This window comes from Anoxybacillus sp. UARK-01 (assembly GCF_002075365.1).
Lineage (GTDB): Bacteria > Bacillota > Bacilli > Bacillales > Anoxybacillaceae > Anoxybacteroides > Anoxybacteroides rupiense.
Genome location: NZ_NASY01000047.1, coordinates 33,986 through 54,090, shown reverse-complemented (window position 1 = coordinate 54,090; position 20,105 = coordinate 33,986). Strand labels below are relative to the sequence as shown.

At 44.9% G+C, this 20,105-nt stretch carries 17 protein-coding genes, 1 other RNA gene and 1 other annotated feature; of the genes, 1 reads left to right on the top strand and 17 read right to left on the bottom strand.

Annotated features, from left to right (window positions below):
• Positions 1 to 52: 52 nt before the first annotated feature.
• The 12 genes from mnmA to B6A27_RS18845 form a co-directional block, all read right to left on the bottom strand.
• Complete coding sequence (gene mnmA, locus B6A27_RS12350; protein ID WP_080862253.1) at positions 53 to 1,168, bottom strand: tRNA 2-thiouridine(34) synthase MnmA; 1,116 nt, start codon at positions 1,166 to 1,168, stop codon at positions 53 to 55.
• A gap of 12 nt (positions 1,169 to 1,180) precedes the next feature.
• Positions 1,181 to 2,326 carry a cysteine desulfurase family protein gene (locus tag B6A27_RS12345; RefSeq protein WP_066146075.1) on the bottom strand — a complete coding sequence of 382 codons (1,146 nt, stop codon included), beginning with the start codon at positions 2,324 to 2,326 and terminating at the stop codon, positions 1,181 to 1,183.
• 23 nt (positions 2,327 to 2,349) lie between these two features.
• Complete coding sequence (gene cymR, locus B6A27_RS12340) at positions 2,350 to 2,766, bottom strand: cysteine metabolism transcriptional regulator CymR (protein ID WP_044744641.1); 417 nt, start codon at positions 2,764 to 2,766, stop codon at positions 2,350 to 2,352.
• A gap of 10 nt (positions 2,767 to 2,776) precedes the next feature.
• Positions 2,777 to 3,415: a YczE/YyaS/YitT family protein gene (locus B6A27_RS12335; RefSeq protein WP_080862252.1), complete on the bottom strand. Its 639-nt coding sequence runs from the start codon at positions 3,413 to 3,415 to the stop codon at positions 2,777 to 2,779.
• Between the two features lie 58 nt (positions 3,416 to 3,473).
• The gene (locus tag B6A27_RS12330) at positions 3,474 to 4,763 is read right to left on the bottom strand and encodes a replication-associated recombination protein A (RefSeq protein WP_044744643.1); all 1,290 of its coding nucleotides are present in this window, start codon (positions 4,761 to 4,763) and stop codon (positions 3,474 to 3,476) included.
• 62 nt (positions 4,764 to 4,825) lie between these two features.
• Positions 4,826 to 5,698, bottom strand: a complete 873-nt coding sequence (locus tag B6A27_RS12325) for a TetR/AcrR family transcriptional regulator (RefSeq protein ID WP_066146083.1) — start codon at positions 5,696 to 5,698, stop codon at positions 4,826 to 4,828.
• A gap of 89 nt (positions 5,699 to 5,787) precedes the next feature.
• On the bottom strand, positions 5,788 to 5,961 hold the full coding sequence (locus B6A27_RS18685) for a hypothetical protein (protein ID WP_156450478.1): 174 nt from the start codon (positions 5,959 to 5,961) through the stop codon (positions 5,788 to 5,790).
• An 18-nt stretch (positions 5,962 to 5,979) separates the two neighbouring features.
• Positions 5,980 to 6,744, bottom strand: a complete 765-nt coding sequence (locus B6A27_RS12320; RefSeq protein WP_044744645.1) for a tRNA threonylcarbamoyladenosine dehydratase — start codon at positions 6,742 to 6,744, stop codon at positions 5,980 to 5,982.
• A 454-nt stretch (positions 6,745 to 7,198) separates the two neighbouring features.
• Positions 7,199 to 7,382: non-coding RNA, 6S RNA (gene ssrS, locus B6A27_RS12315), on the bottom strand.
• A gap of 50 nt (positions 7,383 to 7,432) precedes the next feature.
• Entirely contained in the window at positions 7,433 to 9,217 is a 1,785-nt protein-coding gene (gene aspS / locus B6A27_RS12310) for an aspartate--tRNA ligase (protein ID WP_080862251.1), read from the bottom strand.
• A gap of 12 nt (positions 9,218 to 9,229) precedes the next feature.
• Complete coding sequence (gene hisS, locus B6A27_RS12305) at positions 9,230 to 10,507, bottom strand: histidine--tRNA ligase (RefSeq protein WP_080862250.1); 1,278 nt, start codon at positions 10,505 to 10,507, stop codon at positions 9,230 to 9,232.
• A gap of 57 nt (positions 10,508 to 10,564) precedes the next feature.
• Positions 10,565 to 10,794: a binding site (T-box leader), on the bottom strand.
• Between the two features lie 64 nt (positions 10,795 to 10,858).
• Positions 10,859 to 11,035, bottom strand: a complete 177-nt coding sequence (locus tag B6A27_RS18845; RefSeq protein ID WP_044744704.1) for a hypothetical protein — start codon at positions 11,033 to 11,035, stop codon at positions 10,859 to 10,861.
• Positions 11,036 to 11,412: 377 nt separating this feature from the next.
• On the opposite strand from B6A27_RS18845, the gene B6A27_RS12295 reads away from it, so the two are divergent.
• Positions 11,413 to 12,828 (top strand): N-acetylmuramoyl-L-alanine amidase family protein, encoded by a 1,416-nt coding sequence (locus tag B6A27_RS12295; protein WP_139788123.1) that lies wholly within the window; start codon positions 11,413 to 11,415, stop codon positions 12,826 to 12,828.
• Positions 12,829 to 13,211: 383 nt separating this feature from the next.
• On the opposite strand, the gene dtd is transcribed toward B6A27_RS12295, so the two are convergent.
• The 5 genes from dtd to B6A27_RS12270 all read right to left on the bottom strand — a co-directional run bounded on the left by dtd (position 13,212) and on the right by B6A27_RS12270 (position 20,019).
• The gene (gene dtd, locus B6A27_RS12290; RefSeq protein WP_044744648.1) at positions 13,212 to 13,664 is read right to left on the bottom strand and encodes a D-aminoacyl-tRNA deacylase; all 453 of its coding nucleotides are present in this window, start codon (positions 13,662 to 13,664) and stop codon (positions 13,212 to 13,214) included.
• A 14-nt stretch (positions 13,665 to 13,678) separates the two neighbouring features.
• Positions 13,679 to 15,877: a RelA/SpoT family protein gene (locus B6A27_RS12285; protein WP_066146097.1), complete on the bottom strand. Its 2,199-nt coding sequence runs from the start codon at positions 15,875 to 15,877 to the stop codon at positions 13,679 to 13,681.
• Positions 15,878 to 16,026: 149 nt separating this feature from the next.
• The gene (locus tag B6A27_RS12280) at positions 16,027 to 16,539 is read right to left on the bottom strand and encodes an adenine phosphoribosyltransferase (RefSeq protein ID WP_044744650.1); all 513 of its coding nucleotides are present in this window, start codon (positions 16,537 to 16,539) and stop codon (positions 16,027 to 16,029) included.
• Entirely contained in the window at positions 16,539 to 18,896 is a 2,358-nt protein-coding gene (gene recJ, locus B6A27_RS12275; RefSeq protein WP_080862472.1) for a single-stranded-DNA-specific exonuclease RecJ, read from the bottom strand. The genes B6A27_RS12280 and recJ overlap by 1 nt, the downstream gene beginning before the upstream one ends.
• A gap of 226 nt (positions 18,897 to 19,122) precedes the next feature.
• Entirely contained in the window at positions 19,123 to 20,019 is an 897-nt protein-coding gene (locus B6A27_RS12270; protein ID WP_236631843.1) for a cation diffusion facilitator family transporter, read from the bottom strand.
• Positions 20,020 to 20,105: the final 86 nt, after the last annotated feature.

Below are 20,105 nucleotides of genomic sequence, written 5' to 3'. Positions count from 1 at the left end.
TTATCTTAATGGAAAAACCCCAACTCCGCCAAGAGCTGAGGTTTTTGCAAAGCTATCCCACATACCAAAGCTTTTCTCCATTGCGGAAAATTTCATCAATGGTCCCGCCGCCAAGACATTCTTCTCCATCATAAAACACGACAGCTTGCCCCGGCGTAACAGCACGAACGGGACGGTCAAATACAACGCGCACCGTCCGGTCGTCGATGACATGAACCGCAACGCCGTTATCCGGTTGACGATAACGGAATTTGGCCGTACATTTTAACGGTTCAGCCGGCACTCGATCCGATACCCAGCTGACATTCGTGGCGATGATTGAATCAGAATATAGCAGCTCATTCTCAAATCCTTGCGCAACATACAAAATATTTTCTTTCACATTTTTTCCAACAACAAACCATGGCTCGCCATTCCCGCCAATGCCGAGACCATGACGCTGTCCAATCGTATAATACATGATTCCGTCGTGCTTGCCCTTTATTTCGCCAGCAAGTGTTTGCATAGTTCCTGGCTGAGCTGGCAAGTAGTTACTTAAAAATTCTTTAAAATTCCGTTCACCAATAAAACAAATGCCTGTGCTATCCTTTTTCCCTGCTGTCGCCAGTCCTGCTTCTTTGGCGATTTGACGTACCTGCGCTTTTTCAAGCTCTCCAAGCGGGAACATGACTTTCGATAATTGGGCTTGTCCCAGCTGATTTAAGAAATAGGTTTGATCCTTGTTTTGATCAACCCCGCGCAGCATTTTATATTCGCCATCGCAATAGGCAACACGCGCGTAATGCCCTGTCGCCAAATAGTCGGCGCCAAGCGACATCGCATGCTCTAAAAACGCTTTGAATTTAATTTCTTTGTTGCACATCACATCCGGATTTGGCGTGCGCCCTGCTTTATACTCATCAAGAAAATACGTAAATACCTTCTCCCAATACTGTTTTTCGAAGTTTACCGCATAATAAGGAATGCCAATCTGATTGCAGACACGCATCACATCTTCATAGTCTTCCGTTGCCGTACACACCCCGTTTTCATCTGTGTCGTCCCAATTTTTCATAAAAATCCCGATCACATCATATCCCTGCTGTTTTAAAAGAAGGGCAGCCACCGATGAGTCCACCCCTCCGGACATGCCAACAACGACGCGCGTGTCTTTTGGTGCTTTGTTCATCTCTCTCCTCCTCTATTTGCTTACAAGTCTTTGAACAATTTTTACGGTTTCATACGCTGCCTTTTCAATTTGTTCTTCCGTATTTCCAAGCCCAAAGCTAAAACGGATCGAGGAGCGGATGCGGTCAGAATCCTTGCCAAACATCGCCACAAGAACATGCGATGGATCAATGGAACCCGCTGTACATGCTGAGCCGCTCGATACGGCGATTCCCGCTAAATCAAGATTCACAAGCAGCGATTCTACGTTCGTTCCCGGAAACGTGACATTCAATACATGCGGTAGCGCCTCCTGGTCATCACCGTTGACAGCGTATGAAATCCCCGCTTGCGCAAAAATAGCGAGCATTTTCTTTCTAAACGAACGGTACTTCTCTGCTTTTTCGCTCATCGTTTGCTGCGCAATTTCAACGGCTTTTGCCATCCCGACAATTCCGGCGACGTTTTCCGTTCCTGCCCGCCGTTTTCGCTCTTGCTCGCCCCCGTATAAACGAGGCATTAGCTTAACGGTTTCTTTAGCGTATAAAAAGCCAACACCTTTCGGCCCATTAATTTTATGTGCGGAAACAGACAACAAATCAATATGAAGTTGATTCACATCGATGGGGATCAGCCCATATGCTTGGACAGCATCCGTATGGAAAAAAGCCGGATGGTCTTTCAGCATTTCCCCAATCTGTTGAATAGGCTGCAACACTCCGGTCTCATTATTGCCAAACATGATCGAGACGAGGATGGTATCGTTGCGGAGCGCTTTTTTCAGATCTGTCAATGAAATTTTTCCATATTCGTCAACTGGAAGATAAGTAATCTCAAACCCTTGTTTTTCAAGATAATGACACGTGTGCAAAACAGCGTGATGCTCGACAGATGAAGTAATAATATGGGTTCCCTTTTCCCGGTTCGCTAAGGCCACTCCTACGAGCGCCAAATTATCCGCCTCTGTTCCACCGCTTGTAAAAATCACTTCCGAAGGTTTTGCGCCAAGGCTTTTTGCTACTGTTTCACGCGCTTCATCCAACGCAAGCCGGCTTTGCCTGCCGAAAAAATGAATGCTCGACGGGTTGCCGAAGCATTCTGTCATAAACGGCAGCATTCGCTCAGCGACGGCAGGATGAACGGGAGATGTCGCCGCATGGTCAAGATAAATACGTTCCAACCAAAATTCTCCTTTCTCACTGCTTAAATATAAAACATGTAGGATTCTTGATCCCCATTGCTATATTTCGCCAAATCTTCAAGTGTTGTGCTATCTAATACTTCCTGTACAGCATCACGAATGCGAATCCACAACTCACGCTTAGCCGGCTCTTCTTCTTCCAATTCTTCTACAGGGCTGATGGGCCCTTCAAGCACCCGAATCACATCTCCCGCCGTAATTTTCGCCGGATGATCGGCCAACACATAGCCGCCATACGCTCCGCGGATGCTTTTTACAAGCCCTGCATTTCTAAGCGGCGAAACGAGTTGCTCTAAATAATGCTCAGACAAATTATGCGTTTTTGCAATCGATCTGAGCGAAATCGGGCGATCTCCATATTTTTTTGCCAACTCAATCATCATTGTTAAACCGTAGCGACCTTTTGTTGAAATTTTCATCCTATTCCTCCTAACGACTTAAACCATTCATTCCCGTTTTCGCCACTGCCATCCGCGCCGTCCATTGCTGACATTGCGGCAGGGCGATGCCAATGACCTTGCCGATCGTAACACTAAAAACCAGCGTGCCAATCGATACAGGTCCTCCCAGTATCCAGCCGACCAACAAAACAAACACTTCCATCGCAATGCGGATGTACTCCACTCTCCATCCGGTTTTCTCCATCAATACGAGCATTAAGCTATCGCGCGGTCCAGCTCCCATCTTCGCCGAAATATAAAGTCCCATTCCATAGCCTGTTATGATGATTCCGCCAAAGAGCAGCGCCATTTTCCCGATAAATGTATGGGGAGTTTGCAGTGCTGGGATCATCATATACATATCGATCATCAAGCCCACAAGCAGCATATTAAGAAAAGCCCCTATTTGGGGCCATTGTTTCGAAAGAAGCGAGGAAGCCGCCAAAACAATAATCCCCACAATAATAGACCATGTACCAATCGTCAAGCCAAACTGACGATATAGACCGATATGAAGCACATCCCATGGAGCGCTTCCCATGTCCGCCTTAATGGTTAAAACAATCCCAAACGACATGACCAATAAACCAAGAAAGTAAACGGTCCAGCGAACAATCGACTCTTTCATATTCACGCCCCACTTTTTTAATCAATAAATCGGAAATCATTATATCATACTTTTCATCTTACTTCATTTGCTTGCTTTTTAATGAACAGAGACGCTCATACACTTTCGCATAATGCTTCTCATCGCCGTTTTCTTTCGGCACATAATATTGTGTTCCTTCCAGCTCGCTTGGCAAATATTGCTGCGCTACCCATCCATTTGGATGGTCGTGCGGATATTGATACCCTATTCCATGGCCAAGAACGCTAGCTCCTTTATAATGCGCATCCTTTAGATGGGCAGGAATCTCTCCCAGCTTTCCTTGCTCGATATCACGGATCGCTTGGTCAATCGCTTTGTATGCTGAATTGGATTTCGCCGAGAGACATAATTCAATTGTCACAACTGACAGCGGAATCCTCGCTTCAGGAAGCCCCAGCCGTTCCACAGCTTGGATGGCCGCATTCACCTTGATGCCCATCAGCGGATTGGCCAAGCCGACATCTTCATAGGCAATCACCAGCAAACGCCGGCAAATAGCGGATAAGTCGCCGCCTTCCAATAATCTCGCCAAATAATAAAGCGCCGCGTCGACATCGCTTCCCCGGATGCTTTTTTGGAATGCAGACAATAACGAATAATAGACGTCCCCTTTTTTGTCATGGAAAAATCCTTTGTTTTCTATGCACTGTGAGACAGTTTGTTCATCGACGACAATGCGGTCTCCGCTTTTTGGCGAAGCATACACAACCGCTTCTAATGCATTTAATGCAGAACGGGCATCGCCGTTTGTTCCGACAGCAATGCGTTGCAGCAAACGGTCGTCCATTTCAATCGGTAAAGTGCCAAATCCCCTTTTGTCATCGTGCAGCGCTCGTTGTAGCAAAACCGTGACCTCTTCAACTGTTAATCGCTTTAGCTGCTTAATTTGTCCACAGCGGCTGCGAATAGCCGGATTCACTTCATGAAACGGGTTTTCTGTCGTGGCCCCAATCAATGTGATCAACCCGTTTTCTATATTAGGCAGCAAATAATCTTGTTGTGCTTTATTAAAGCGGTGAATTTCATCAATAAATAGAATAACGTTTCCCGACATTTTTGCAACCGCGACCACTTCTTCCATTTCTTTTTTTCCCGATGTCGTTGCATTTAATGCAAAAAATTCCCGCTCGACAGTTCCAGCAATCGCATAAGCGAGCGATGTCTTCCCAACTCCTGGTTCTCCATATAAAAGCATGGAAGGCACATAGCCGTTTTGAATCATTTTATATAAAGCGGTATGCGGACCGATGATATGCTGCTGTCCCACCACTTCATCAATCGTTCTTGGCCTCATGCGGATCGACAGGGGCTCTTGTGAAAAAAGCATCTTTCGCTTCCTCCTTCGTTCCTTTGAAAATAGAAAGCTCTCTGCTCCAAAAGCAGAGAACTTTATGCAAAATAGCGGGCAATCGCTTCGTTCAATTCCTTCCACAATGGCAGCGAAAAGCGTTCTAAATAAAGCAAAATGGCTTCAACCATAAATTTTCGGACGTCATCCTCTTGGGTAAACTCTTGCTCTAACGTCTCAAGGGAGTCGATGATGCCGCTTTCATTCATTCTCGTGTCCTTAAGCATATCCATCATTTGCTGAATGTAGGCGACAATTTGCTGCCTCGCTTCCTCTTTAGTTGATAGTCCGAGACAGAGATAATCTTCCATCATTTGATCGTTTAGCAGCGGCTTTTCCTCCTCCGTCAGACTTTTGACAATCGCATCAAGGCGTCGAAGCACGAAAGGAACAAAATGGGAACGCTGCAATTCTTTTTGCTCAACCGCCACATAAAACATATACTCCTTCAGCATGCCGTTTAAGATGGCAGCGCAATCAAGCGAAAAGCGGCGAACCGGCTCTCCATATATGTCAATAATAGCTTGGCGATACCAATTTAATATTCGAGCACGAATGCGGAAAGCAAGTTGATGAACCTCATCATTCACCTTCACCGCCTGCTCCCCCATATGCATTCGCACTAATTCTTTATGGCGAATGAACTCTTCGATTTGAATACAAAGCTGCTTTTCAAATCTTTCTCTTGCCGATAGATTTTTGTCTTGGCTGACTTCAAATATTTTGCGAAACAAAATTTCATAGTGGTAACGAAAAATCGATACCGCGATTTCTTCCTTCGATTTGAAATAATTATAAAGCGAACCTTTCGCCATTCCGCTTTGTTCAGCAATTTCCTGCATCGACGTTGCGTGATATCCCTTTTGTGCAAATAGCTTCATAGCTGCCCGAATAATGGTTTCTTTTTTATTCAATGCGCTCTCCTTCCTCGCCTTATCTATCCTAATTATTTTTATTATAACATGACCAAAAAGCGAATTTGAATGGCTAAAAAGGGAAAGCTTTACAAGCCCTCTTTTCTTCCTTTTTGGCTTGACGGCTGAAAAATCGTTCGACCGAAACGGCCATCCGCGTCAATCATGTCAGCGACGTTCATCCTCTTATTCCATCGCTTTTTAGAAATTAGCCTTTCCGATGCTTTTGTCAGCATAAACGTAAAAAGCAGGGCTGCCTTCATAGGCAAGCCCTGCTTTGCTCATTCTTCACCGACGCGATAAATTTTGATTCCTTCTAGCAGCTCGCGCACAACATATGAAGCCATAATCAGCCCCGCTACGGAAGGGACAAACGCATTCGATGATGGCGGCATTTGCGCTTTGCGAATCGCCGATTGATCGTTGCCGACCCTTTTGCGGACATCTTCGCGAATAATAATCGGTTTTTCATCAGAAAAAACAACAGGGATTCCCTTGCGGATTCCTTCTTTTCGCAGCTTAGTCCGAATCACTTTGGCAATGGGATCTGTATGGGTTTTCGAAATATCGGCAATACGAAAACGAGTTGGGTCCATTTTATTGGCCGCTCCCATGCTTGAGATAATCCGCACATTGCGCTTCAAGCATTCTTTCATTAAATGAATTTTATACGTGATCGTATCAGAAGCATCAATGACAAAATCGAGCCCATAGCTGAAAAATTGCTCGTACGTCTCTTCAGTATAAAACATTTTGAGTGCGATAACTTCACATTCAGGGTTAATATCCGCAATACGCTCTTTCATTAGATCCACTTTCGGACGACCTACTGTGGAAAGAAGAGCGTGAATTTGTCGATTGATATTCGTAATGTCCACATCGTCCTTGTCTACCAAGACGAGCCGACCGACCCCCGAACGTGCCAGTGCTTCAGCGGCAAAAGAACCGACGCCGCCAATTCCTAATATGGCTACAGTCGCCTTTTTTAACGTTTCTAGTCCATCCTTGCCGATCGCTAATTCGTTACGTGAAAATTGATGTAGCATTGATACCCTCCATGAATTTTTCATCATTTTTGCATCGATATTATCCTACACAATAAAGTTCAGTATTTCAATCGGATTTTATTTTTCGATGATCCATTAGTTGAACTTCCATCTGTTTGGAAAACGATAGAATGAACCGTTTAGAAATTCAGAAAAAAAGCGAGAGACGTTTCGATCATCGAAGAAAGTGGAGCGCTTGCCTTTACGACCGCAAGCTTTGCCAGATCCTGCTTATTGATCCTATGTATAGAGCGTGGAGTAAGGGAATGGATTTGATCTAACACCACGAATGGATAAAAAATCCCCCATGTAAAGGATTCTCTTTACATAGGGGATTCATTCCCTTTCATTTGGCCAAGTCCGACACTTCCTTTTTGCCTAGCTCCCGACATGTGTCCGATTTGGCACAAATGACTCATCTTTATTGGATTTACAAGCTTTTCAACTTATCGCCTCAAGTCCCAATCGTGCCGTCGATGCCTTCGTTTTGATCCCGCTCCACGCAGGTGGGTGTCCTGTTTCAAGGTTTGCACGTCCTCTCGGTTTGAGGCATGTACGCCGCTTGAAAACTGCGGACTCCCGTATAACATATTGTTCGGTCAAAACAATAGGTTATACGACGAACACATCAGGACTGTTAGGTTTGAAAGCATCATATCATATTTTTTTCGCCTTTTCAAGAAGGGAATTAACTGAAATTTTTGATTTTTTCTACATCCACAGTTAAATGCAATTCTTCTAATTGCTTATCGCTTACATGGCTCGGCGCTTCTGTTAACAAGCAGCTTGCACTAGCCGTTTTTGGAAAGGCAATAGTATCACGCAAATTCGTACGTCCTGCCAACAGCATCACAAGGCGGTCTAATCCCAAAGCGATTCCTCCGTGCGGCGGCGTTCCATACTCAAATGCCTCAAGCAAGAAGCCAAACTGCTCGCGGGCTTCTTCTTCTGTAAATCCAAGCACTTGAAACATTTTTTCCTGTACATCGCGTTCAAAAATGCGCAGCGAGCCACCGCCTAATTCATAGCCGTTTAATACAAGGTCATAAGCTTGGGCACGCACGCTTCCCGGATCTGTATCCAAATGAGGCAAATCTTCGCGCACCGGCATTGTAAACGGATGATGCGCCGCATAATAGCGCCCTTCTTCTTCATCATACTCCAAAAGCGGCCAATCTGTGACCCAGAGAAACTGGAATTTGGTTTCATCAATCAGCTGCAGCTCTTTTCCAAGCTTCAGACGCAATGCACCGAGAGCATCAGCGACCACCGCTTTGGAATCAGCGACAAACAGCAATAAATCTTCCGTCTCCGCTTCTAATGCTTGAATGATTCCTTTTTGCTCTTCCTCTATGAAAAACTTCGCAATCGGACCTTTTAATCCGCCTTCTTCCACTTTAAGCCATGCCAGCCCTTTCGCTCCATAACGAGCGACAAATTCGGTCAATGCATCCATATCTTTGCGTGAATATTGCTGAGCCGCTCCCTTCACATTTATCGCTTTTACTTGTCCTCCATTCGCAACTGCACTTGAAAACACCTTAAAGCCACAGTCTCGTACTTGCTCCGACAAATCGACAAGCTCCATTCCAAAGCGCGTATCCGGCTTGTCAGAACCATATCGGCTCATCGCTTCGTTATACGACATGCGCGGAAATGGGAGCGATAGCTCGATTCCTTTTGCCGTTTTCATGACTCGCGCCATCATGCGCTCAATCATGGACATAATCTCCTCTTGGCTCATAAACGAGGTTTCAATATCCACTTGGGTAAACTCCGGTTGACGATCCGCCCGCAAATCTTCATCACGGAAACAGCGTGCAATCTGATAGTAGCGCTCAAATCCGCCAACCATTAGCAATTGTTTAAAAATTTGCGGCGATTGCGGCAGCGCGTAAAATTCTCCTGGATGGACACGGCTTGGAACTAAATAGTCGCGGGCCCCCTCCGGAGTGCTTTTGGTTAAAATCGGGGTCTCCACCTCAAGAAATCCTTCTTCATCAAGAAAATCTCGAATCGCTTTTGCCACTTGATGACGCATTTTAAACGTTTGAAACATAACCGGACGGCGCAAATCCAAATAACGATATTTCAGCCGTACGTCTTCGGCAACTTCCGTTTCGTCAGAAATGATAAACGGTGGCGTTTTCGCTTCGCTTAAAACGGTCACACGATGAACATGAATTTCGATTTTCCCCGTTTGCAAATTCGGGTTGACTTGGCTTTCTTCGCGACGAACAACCGTTCCTTCAACGTCCAATACGTATTCATTGCGAATCCCTTCAGCTACACGCAGCGCTTCCTCAGATACTTCAGGGCTGAAAACAATTTGTACAATACCGGTGCGATCACGCAAGTCAATAAAAATGAGTCCGCCAAGATCGCGGCGCTTTTGCACCCATCCTTTCAATACGACCTTTTCTCCCACCGCTTGTTCCGTCATTTCTCCGCAGTAATACGTCCTGCCAAACATCATGGTCCCCTCCTACTTTGATTCAACTACTGTTTTCATATATTGCACAAACGAATGAAGCGATACCTCTGTTTGCTCGCCTGTCGCCATATTTTTAATGGCAATCACTTGCTTTTCAAGCTCGTCATCGCCAAGAATGGCAACATAAGCGGACTCAAGGCGATCCGCCGCCTTCAGCTGCGCTTTTACTTTTCGATCTTGATAATCTCTTTCCACCTTCATTCCCGACTGACGAAGCTTGTTCACAAGGATCACCGATTCATCCTTCGCTTTTTCCCCTAACGCTACGATAAAGCAATCGATTCCTTGAGCTACAGGCAACGTGATCCCCTCGGCAGCCAAGGCAGCGAGCAGACGTTCAATACTTAAAGCAAAGCCGATTCCTGGCGTTTCTGGTCCGCCTATTTCCTGCACTAATCCATTGTAACGGCCGCCGCCACATAATGTCGTAATCGCGCCGAAGCCCTCCGCTTCGCTCATGATTTCAAAGGCAGTATGGTTATAATAATCGAGCCCTCGAACAAGCCGTGGATCGACTTCGAATGCAATCCCTAATTTCGTTAAATACAGTTGCACTTTTTCAAAATAAAGGCGCGATTCATCATTCAGATAATCAAGAATCGACGGTGCCGTTTCCATTAATTCATGGTCGCGGTCTTTTTTGCAATCTAAAATGCGCATCGGATTTTTTTCAAGTCTTGATTGACAATCCTCACAAAACTCGCTGATCCGTCCTTTAAAATGGTCAATAAGCGCTTGACGGTGCGCTTTTCTGCTTGGAGCATCTCCTAAGCTATTCATCACAAGCTTTAGCTTTTTCAAACCTAATGAATGATATAGCTCCATCGCAAGCGCGATCACTTCTGCATCAATAGCGGGATCGCTGCTTCCAAGTGCTTCAACGCCAAATTGCACAAACTGACGAAATCTGCCCGCCTGTGGCCGCTCATAACGAAACATAGGCCCCATATAATACAATTTAACAGGTTGGTTGGGGTTCCCGTACATTTTGTTTTCCACAAAAGAACGAACAACGGCCGCAGTTCCTTCAGGCCGAAGCGTAATGCTGCGCCCTCCTCGATCTTCAAATGTATACATTTCTTTTTGAACGATATCTGTTGTGTCTCCCACACTTCTTAAAAACAATTCTGTGTGTTCAAAGATCGGCGTGCGAATTTCCTGATAGTTGTAACGTCGGCAAATATCCCGTGCCATTTGCTCAATATATTGCCACTTTTCAGCTTCGCCCGGCAAAATATCTTGCGTTCCTCTCGGAATTTGAAACGACATGCTCCATCCTCCTACTTTTTCTATGTAAAAATAAAAAACCCCCTTCCCTATTAAAATAATAGGGACGAGAGTCGTTTTCCCGTGGTGCCACCCTAATTGAAGCTCAAACGCTTCCGCTTTATCCCGATAACGCCCGGTACGCGTTCCCTTCTACTAGCATGCGCGTTCAAAGAGAAACCTACGGAGTGTTCCTTCGTTAAGTCATCACGGAGAAATGCTTTCAGCCTATGGCATTTCCTCTCTGGCCATGTGTACTCTTAACTACTCTTCTCCATCATCGGCTTTTTTGCAGCAATTTTTATCTTTTATGTTACGAATGAATCATCATTTTGTCAAGAAGACGAAAAAGATTTATGAGCGAAAGAGCTGTTTTTTCAATTTTCGCACATCCCGCAACGTTAGACCGAATTCTGAAGCTAACTCATAATTGGTATAATCGGCTTCCTTTCGCATAAATTCATGAAAGTCTACATGAAATAGCTCGCTTGCTTTGCGGTGCGCAAATTCTCCTTTAGCGCTGTTTCTCACCTGCTTCATCCTTTCTCTTTTCAAGACAGTAACTTGACATGTTACGATTTGCATCGATGTGTCACGCAAATGTTTAACGAAAACAACCCCGAGTTTGCACAGGCCCCATTCGTAAGTTGCTCGCGGCGCGAAGATCCGATCGATTCACTTACAGTTCTTGTGCCGTATCAATATGATGAACGGACGATAGCGGTCAAAACTCATGGTCAGAAGGCGAGGCCGCGCCCATTCTGTTCCAACAAATGCCAACCGTAATCTAACCGATGATTCGCCAAATATAGCACTACTTATCTTTCCCGTTTTTTAAAAAAATAAAAGGGTTTTTTTACTTTTTGTAGAACTGTTATCATCTCACACTTTTGAAAGGAGGCTGCCATGTGAAAAAAGCGGCTTATTTTCTGCTGGTCGCTCTGTTTCTTTTGTCCTTCCCTTCCTCTGACGGCGCCGAAGCCAAAATGGTGATCACCAAAACAGAGCACCTCAATGTTCGGGAAGGACCAGGCACTTCTTATCCAATAAAAAAGAAACTGAATAAAGGAGAAATTTACACAGTGGCCCAAGAAAAAAATGATTGGGTACAGCTTAAACTAAGCACTACGGAAACCGGATGGGTTTCACGGCAATATGTTGCAGATATGAATGAAAACATGCAAGCGACCGTTGACCGTCTCCGTGTTCGTTCTGCTCCTAGCAGCCAAGCAAGCATAATTGGTTATTTAAAGCTAGGCCAAACGGTGGAAGTGCTCGACACCAACAGTCATTGGACAAGAATCAAAAATGGAACGCTTACGGGGTGGGTCTCATCAGACTACCTCGCGTCAGCTACAGGCTCCGGGACCACTTCCATCCAATCAAAATCCGGAACGGTTGCCGTTGATGTGCTAAACGTGCGGACAAAGCCTTCTCAACAGGCCACCATTCTTGGCAAAATCACATTTGGCCAACAGGTGCGAATCATTGGCGAGACTGCGGATTGGTATCAAATCGAATCACCTGGCTCTATGACTGGCTGGGTCTATCGCACATACATAATGACGGCAACTCTCTACATTACAGTGTTAGAAGATGGTACGAATATTCGTTCAAAACCTTCGCTTCAATCGCAAATTCAAGGGACAGCCAAACGTGGACAACAATACCGCGTAATCGCTAAAGAAGGTAGCTGGTACAAAATTGAACTGTCTCATCAAAAGAGCGGATATATTGCGGATTGGGTGGTAGCGGTTGTCCGCAATGCTGGAAACACAGGGACAATCAAAAACAAAACGATTGTCATTGATCCCGGTCACGGCGGAAAAGACAGCGGAACGATTGGCAGCGGTGGAATGATGGAAAAAACGATGACATTAAAAACCGCACAGATGCTAAAAAATCAATTGCAGGCGGCTGGAGCCACCGTTATTCTCACTAGAAAGGACGACACCTATTTGTCCTTAGCCGAGCGCGTAAGCATGGCTGAACAGCATAAAGCCGATGCGTTTGTCAGCATTCATTACGATAGCTCGCCAGACGGAACAGCAAGAGGAATGACCATTTATTATTACCATTCATTAAATGACTATCCTCTCGCTTTATCGTTTGATCCTTTTCTGTCCCAATCCCTGCCAATCGCGTATCGCGGCATTCGATTTGGCGACTTTCACGTCCTTCGAGAAACAAGCATGCCATCTGTTCTGTTTGAGCTGGGATATTTGAACAATGCGCAGGAATCAAGCATCATTGCCTCTGATTCATACCAAAAGCAAGTCACCAAAGCAATTGTTGCCGGGCTTCAACGCTATTTCAGCAATTAATAAGGGCAACGCCATGTCCATAAAAGGAGGAAGGCGCACGTATTTTCCCAAACTCTTTAACCTAAAAAAGTGACTTAAAAAACTTTTCCTATCGCAAGCCATGCGGAAAACAAAATGTTGAATCAGGTATATCAATATTGGATTCCTCGCTTTTTTGTCGTAGTGGGCAAGCGATTTGCTTGCCCGCTGGACAGGCTTATAGCATGCCCTTCTCGAACAAGAACGCCAGCGAGCCCATTCATTTCCCGGCAAATCGTTCGTTGTTCAGGGGAAGAGACAGAAAGCTTGCATTTGACCAAATGATTTTGTATTTTTTACGTAAAATAATGGATCATCAACCCTTGTGCCGTTGAATAATAAAAGAAAAGCGAGCAACCATATAGTTACTCGCTTTTTTCTTTGCTTTCTACAATAAGCGTCACCGGGCCATCATTTGTCAATGCCACATCCATCATAGCGCCAAATTGTCCGGTTTCCACTAAAATCCCTTTTTTTCTTAATTCTTCGTTGAATGCTTCATAAATTCGCAGCGCATGATCTGGTTTGGCCGCTTCCATAAAATTGGGTCGTCTTCCTTTTCGACAGTCGCCATACAATGTAAACTGGGAAACGGATAAAATAGCGCCCCCGACATCCAGTAATGACCGATTCATTTTGCCGGATTCATCCTCAAAGATGCGCAAATGGGCAATTTTATCAGCGACAAACGCCGCGTCTTCCTCCGTATCCTGATGGGTCACACCGACAAGGAGCACAAGCCCAAATTCAATACTGCCCACTATTTCACCATTGACGGTTACACTTGCATGTTTGGCTCTTTGTACTACTACTCTCATGACCGCGTTCCTTTCTAATTGTTCATAATTCGCTGCACAGAATAAATATCTGGAATTTGCTTGATTCGTTCTACGATTTTTTGCAGATGGCTCACGTTTTGAATCGCAATCGTCATATGAATGGTAGCAATCTTATTGCGGTGATCGGATCTTCCTGAAACAGCGGAAATATCCGTTTTCGTTTCATTAACGGCCTGCAATACTTCATTGAGCAGTCCGCGTCGATCAAATCCGGAAATTTCAATTTCCACGTTATATTCGCGGTTGGTTTTCGTATTGCTTTCCCATTCTACCGAAATCAGCCGATCTTCTACTTCGCTTGATTTTACGTTAGGACAATCTGTTCGGTGAACAGAGACTCCGCGTCCTCTTGTAATAAATCCGATAATTTCGTCGCCTGGAACTGGATTACAGCAACGTGAGAGACGAATCAATAAATTATCGATTCCCTGCACTTGAATGCCATAATCGCGTTTTTTCCCAATCGGCGTCTTCATCTCCTGCGCCGACTCCGCCAATCTTTTTTGCTGCTCCTCCAAATCGCGCTGCTTCCGCCATTTATCTGTTAAGCGATGAGCAATTTGCGCAGCGGTAATCCCATGATAACCAACAGCCGCATACATATCTTCTTCATTAGAGAAGTTGAACTTTTCCGCCACTCTCTTGACATTTTCAACCGTCAATATATCTTTCACATCGAAGCCAAGAGCGCGAATTTCCTTTTCCACAAGCTCTTTTCCTTTTTCAATATTCTCTTCGCGTCGCTGTTTTTTAAAGAATTGGCGAATTTTATTTTTGGCATGGGAAGTTTGCGCAAGCTTTAGCCAATCTTGGCTCGGACCGTATGAATGCTTGGATGTTAATATTTCGACAATATCGCCTGTCTTAAGTTTATAATCCAACGGTACCATTTTCCCATTCACTTTCGCTCCGATCGTTTTATTTCCGATTTCAGAATGAATCCGATAAGCGAAGTCAATCGGCACCGAACCTGCTGGAAGCTCAATAACGTCGCCTTTCGGAGTAAAGACGAACACCGTATCCGAAAATAAATCCATCTTTAGCGTTTCCATAAATTCTTCGGCATTGCTTGCATCGTTTTGCCATTCTAAAATTTCCCGAAACCAGGAAAGCTTTTCTTCAAAAGAATTCGGTTTGACCATCTTTCCTTCTTTGTACGCCCAATGTGCCGCAATCCCGAATTCGGCAATTTGATGCATTTCAAACGTGCGAATTTGCACTTCCAAAGGCTCCCCTTTTGGGCCAATGACAGTCGTATGCAAAGATTGATACATATTGGTCTTTGGCATCGCAATATAATCTTTAAAACGGCCTGGCATTGGCTTCCAGCATGTATGAATAATGCCCAACACCGCATAGCAGTCTTTTATGCTGTTCACAATGATGCGAACCGCTAGTAAATCATAAATTTCATTAAATTGCTTATTTTGCAGCGCCATTTTTCGATAAATGCTGTAAATATGCTTCGGCCTTCCGGAAATTTCACCTTTGATCGAAAATTCGCTTAACCGATCGCGCACTTCTTGAATAACCTCTTCCAAATATTGCTCGCGCTCGGCTCGTTTTTTCTTCATTAAATTCACAATGCGGTAATATTGCTGCGGATTTAAATAACGAAGCGACGTATCCTCAAGCTCCCATTTGATTTTCGAAATTCCGAGGCGATGGGCAAGCGGCGCAAAAATTTCCAGTGTCTCGTTGGCGATTCTTCGCTGCTTTTCAATTGGCAAATGCTTCAACGTCCGCATGTTATGGAGCCGATCTGCCAATTTAATCAAAATCACACGAATATCTTGTGCCATTGCTAAAAACATTTTTCGATGATTTTCAGCCTGCTGCTCTTCTTGGGACTTGTATTTAATCTTGCCGAGCTTTGTCACACCATCCACAAGCATAGCTACTTCGCCGCCAAACTCCCGCTCTAAATCTTCTTTCGTGGCAGCTGTATCCTCGACAACATCATGCAAGAAGCCGGCAGCAATCGTAATCGCGTCCATTTTTAAATCTACTAAAATTCCCGCTACTTGAATAGGATGGATAATATAGGGCTCCCCTGATTTTCGATATTGCTCGCGATGGGACTCTCTGGCAAATTCATATGCCTTTCTGATCAATTCAACATCCATTTCCGACAAATATCGGCTTGCCTGCTCGATGACTTGTTCCGCTGTCAACACCTGTTCATTGGCCATGAGATCACCTTATGTGTATAATTTAATACCATTATCATGAAAATTTTTTTAAATGTAAAGAAACTAATAAGAAAGAGCACCCGTTAGAGTGCCCCCTTGCAAACATCTCTTCTTACCATTTTAGCGAAATAAAAGAAAAATGTCGATGGTTAGAATTGCATTAATGTTAAAATATCATAACCATCTAATTTGTTGCGCCCTTCTAAATACGTAAGCTCAATTAAGAATGCAATGCCGGCGACCACACCGCCAAGCTGCTCTACCAGTTTGATCGTTGCTTCAATCGTTCCGCCAGTGGCCAATAGATCGTCTGTAATCAGCACGCGCTGTCCCGGTTTAATGGCATCTTTATGCATGGTCAATACATCTTTTCCGTACTCTAAACCGTATTCGACACGAACGACCTCACGCGGCAGCTTTCCTTCCTTCCTTACAGGCGCAAACCCAACCCCGAGCGCATAAGCGACAGGGCAGCCGATAATAAAGCCGCGCGCTTCTGGACCAACGACAAGATCTATTTCTTTTTCCCGCGCATATTGCACAATTTGATCTGTCGCATATTTATACACTTCGCCTTTATCCATGATGGTTGTAATGTCTTTAAACATAATCCCTGGCTTCGGGAAATCCGGTACAATCGTTACATATTGTTTTAAGTCCATTACATTTTTGCCTCCTCATATGTCCGCAACGCTTTTATTTCGGAAAAGGTGCGCTTAAGTTGTTCATACGATGAATATAAAAGCATATTTTCCAGCTCAAGCTGAGCCTGTTTTAAACGATACGTAGGAGATTCGGCTAAATCGCGCTTTTTGGGATTTGGAACAAGCGAAACGATCCCATTGTCCACCGTCACAAACTGCAATTCTAAAAATACTTGCACCATAAAATGAATCGTTTCCTTCGTCCAACCGCGCGAGCGCGCCAGCTCATCGCCGTATTTTTCGAGATGGAATGTACCTCGCTTCATCAAAAACGCATAAAACCACTTAAAATGGTCGCGCGTCGGCAATGTGCTGAAAAAATGAGTCTCCCTTTGATAGAATAACGCATAAATGCGCGCAGGTAAACTATAACTTAATAAAACTTTTATCATTTCTAAAGTTGGCGGCAGGTCAAGCAAAACGACATAGCTCCCATCCAAAGAAAGACGCTTCGCTTCCTCTATCGCTTCAATGACATCGATTTCTTCACGATAAGACTGCAGACGAAGCGCTCCTATTGTCTCTTGACCAAATGCGATAAACCGGCGCCGATCAGCGGGAAGCAGCGAAAAAAGAGAGTGCACATGCTGGATTCCTCTTATATCAAACAGCTGCCATTCTCGCACAGCGGCATCACAAATCATCAGCTGCGGTTTGCGAAGATGGTTCCATTCATTTACCGATAATGATCCAACAATGGAAACCTTTGCATTAGGAGCAATTTCATCATGCAAATATCCATAGCCAAATCCGACACATTCCAGTGTTGCCCCATCCTGTTCAAACACGATTTTTATATGTGATTGGTCAGCGCCGATACGCCGCATGCTTTGCACGGATGCGTCTTCAATTAAAATAAGAGGGCGCGGGTTCTCTGTCCCAAATGGGGAGAGTTTTTCGATTTGTTCTAATGCCCCTAAGGTAATGTCATCAATCGAGCAGGCTGCATCAATGGAAGTGATCGGGATAAAATCTTCCTCGGTCAATGCTTCCTTCGCAAACGCATTAAGGCGTTCCCGCAATTCATCGACATCTTCAAGTGAAAGGGTCATTCCAGCCGCCATCGGATGTCCGCCAAAATGGGGCAAAATATCGCGGCATTTTGACAAATGGGCAAATAGATCAAATCCTTGAATGCTGCGCGCCGATCCTTTCGCAATCCCTTTTTCCGGATCGATACTTAGAACAATGGTCGGCCGGTAAAATTGTTCGACAAGCCGAGAGGCTACGATCCCGATAACTCCAACATTCCAGCCCTCTTTTGCTACAACAAGCACATGCTGTTTCTCAGGAGGAAATTGCTCCTGTATGATCGCAACGGCTTCTTCCGTCATTTCATTTACTAGCTTTTGCCGCTCCCGATTCAGCATCTCCGTTTTTTTCGCTAGTTCGTGCGCTTCTGCTTCATCCTCCGTCATGAGCAGCCGAACAGCAGGGGCAGCGTCTCCAAGTCTTCCGACCGCATTAATTCGCGGAGCGATGGCAAACCCGACTGTTTCCTCATTCACTTGGCTCAAGTTGGTACCGCATTGCTTCAATAGAGCACGCAACCCGATGCGCTTTGTATCTCGCAATTGCTCGATTCCTTTTGCGGCAAGCAGACGATTTTCACCTGTAAGCGGCACAAGGTCAGCAATGGTTCCAATCGCCACGATATCAAGCAAATGCTCTGGCACTTCTCCAAGCAATGCATGCGCCAGCTTAAAAGCCACGCCTACCCCAGCTAAATCACGAAACGGGTATGTGCTGCCCGGCTTTTTCGGGTGAATAATCGCCAATGCTTCAGGAAGTGTAGGTCCCGGCTCATGATGATCGGTAATAATAACGTCCATGCCTAGCTCATTTGCCAGCGCCACTTCTTCGACTGCAGCAATTCCATTGTCCACTGTGATGATTAAAGACACACCTTTTTCTTTGGCAAGACAAAAAGCATTTTTATTTGGTCCATATCCTTCAGTAAAGCGATTGGGTATGTAAAAATCCGCTTTCGCGCCTATTTGAGACAATGCGCTCATCATGACGGTTGTGCTGCTTACACCGTCAGCATCATAATCTCCGAATACAAGAATATGCTCCTCATTTCGCACCGCCTGCTGAATCCTTTCTATAGCTCGATGCATATCATCTAGCAAAAAAGGATCGTGAAACGGTTGTTTTTCTGGATATAAAAAGGCGGCCGCCGCTCGTGCAGTATCAATTCCACGGTTCACAAGCAGCGAAGCCACAAGTGGAGCAATATCCAGCTCCTTCATTAACTGATCCACTTTATTTTTATCGGGACGCTTCACATCCCATCGAGTTTTTGCCGTTAACATGTCTCCCACCTCAACTTCTCCTATTATACAAAAGGAGAAGAATAGGGGCAATGTGATATTAGTCAGATTATAGCGAAAGTCCATTTGAGCTTTGCCATCCATCCCTTTCGATTTTTTCTTCCCCAAACCGTACTTGGCGGATAAGGAATACAGCCAAGCCGTTTTATAAGGGGATGAACGAGGCAAACAGCGCGCGATGAAAACATTTATTCACAGTCTGGGCCGTCTATTTTTCGGGATGGTAAGGATTAATATGCACCATGACATTTTCTATATTTGGCATGCGAAGCAATCGTTCTTTCACGGCTTTGCCGATCCGATGCCCCTCTTCTACAGTAAGCAAGGGATCAACGGCAATTTTCAGGTCAATAATGACGTAATGGCCATGCTCGCGCGCATGCAATTCATGAATTTGCTTGACTTCAGGAAACTGGAGTACCGCTTGGCGAAGATGAACGGTATCTTCTTCGTGAAGCACATGGTCTAATGTAGTGTGAATCGACTGTTTGCCAAGCTCCCAGGCCATTTTTAACACGAGAAAAGAAACAAATAATCCAGCGATAGGATCTGCGTAGACGAGCTTGTTTATCCCCAATGAGTGGCCTGCCATCGCCGCTCCAATGCCAATGAGCGCAGCAATGGAAGAAAAAACATCGGAACGGTGCTCATATGCATTGACGATAATCGCCTGACTGTTTAATTTTTTTCCTAAGCGATATTTGTAGCGAAACATGGCTTCTTTCACCACAATGGAAAGGACAACTACGTAAATGGCCAACCATTTCGGCGGATGCAGCGGCTGAAAAAAGGCTTGTAGCGATGAACGCCCCATTTCGGCGCCAACAATAAATAACAATACCGCTACAATAATAGCAGCGATGGATTCTGCCTTGCCATGACCATACGGGTGATCTTCATCGGGCGGACGCTTGGCTGCCCGCAATCCAACCCAAACGGCAAGCGATCCAGCAACATCAGAAGCAGAATGAACAGCATCTGCTAGCAATGCCTTGCTGTTTCCCATGATGCCGGCAGCACCTTTCACTGCGGCTAATACAATATTTCCTAAAATCCCAATCATCGCGGCAAACTCGGCCTGTTTGAAGCGTTCTTCTTTCTCCACGATTCTCTTCCTTTCATCAAGACATCACGCCGTTTTAGTTTATCCATTTTTTCGCTTCTTCAAAAAAATAGAGCGGCGCTTTTGGT

Coding starts and splice junctions, on each gene's coding strand:
- B6A27_RS12320 (WP_044744645.1), bottom strand. CDS start 6,744: ATGCTACATCAATTTTCACGTAACGAATTAGCGATCGGCAAGGATGGA.
- mnmA (WP_080862253.1), bottom strand. CDS start 1,168: ATGAACAAAGCACCAAAAGACACGCGCGTCGTTGTTGGCATGTCCGGA.
- B6A27_RS18685 (WP_156450478.1), bottom strand. CDS start 5,961: ATGAAGGCAGCCCTGCTTTTTACGTTTATGCTGACAAAAGCATCGGAA.
- dtd (WP_044744648.1), bottom strand. CDS start 13,664: ATGAGAGTAGTAGTACAAAGAGCCAAACATGCAAGTGTAACCGTCAAT.
- B6A27_RS12330 (WP_044744643.1), bottom strand. CDS start 4,763: ATGCTTTTTTCACAAGAGCCCCTGTCGATCCGCATGAGGCCAAGAACG.
- cymR (WP_044744641.1), bottom strand. CDS start 2,766: ATGAAAATTTCAACAAAAGGTCGCTACGGTTTAACAATGATGATTGAG.
- B6A27_RS12335 (WP_080862252.1), bottom strand. CDS start 3,415: ATGAAAGAGTCGATTGTTCGCTGGACCGTTTACTTTCTTGGTTTATTG.
- B6A27_RS12280 (WP_044744650.1), bottom strand. CDS start 16,539: ATGGACTTAAAACAATATGTAACGATTGTACCGGATTTCCCGAAGCCA.
- hisS (WP_080862250.1), bottom strand. CDS start 10,507: ATGTCGTTTCAAATTCCGAGAGGAACGCAAGATATTTTGCCGGGCGAA.
- B6A27_RS12285 (WP_066146097.1), bottom strand. CDS start 15,877: ATGGCCAATGAACAGGTGTTGACAGCGGAACAAGTCATCGAGCAGGCA.
- recJ (WP_080862472.1), bottom strand. CDS start 18,896: ATGTTAACGGCAAAAACTCGATGGGATGTGAAGCGTCCCGATAAAAAT.
- aspS (WP_080862251.1), bottom strand. CDS start 9,217: ATGTTTGGCAGGACGTATTACTGCGGAGAAATGACGGAACAAGCGGTG.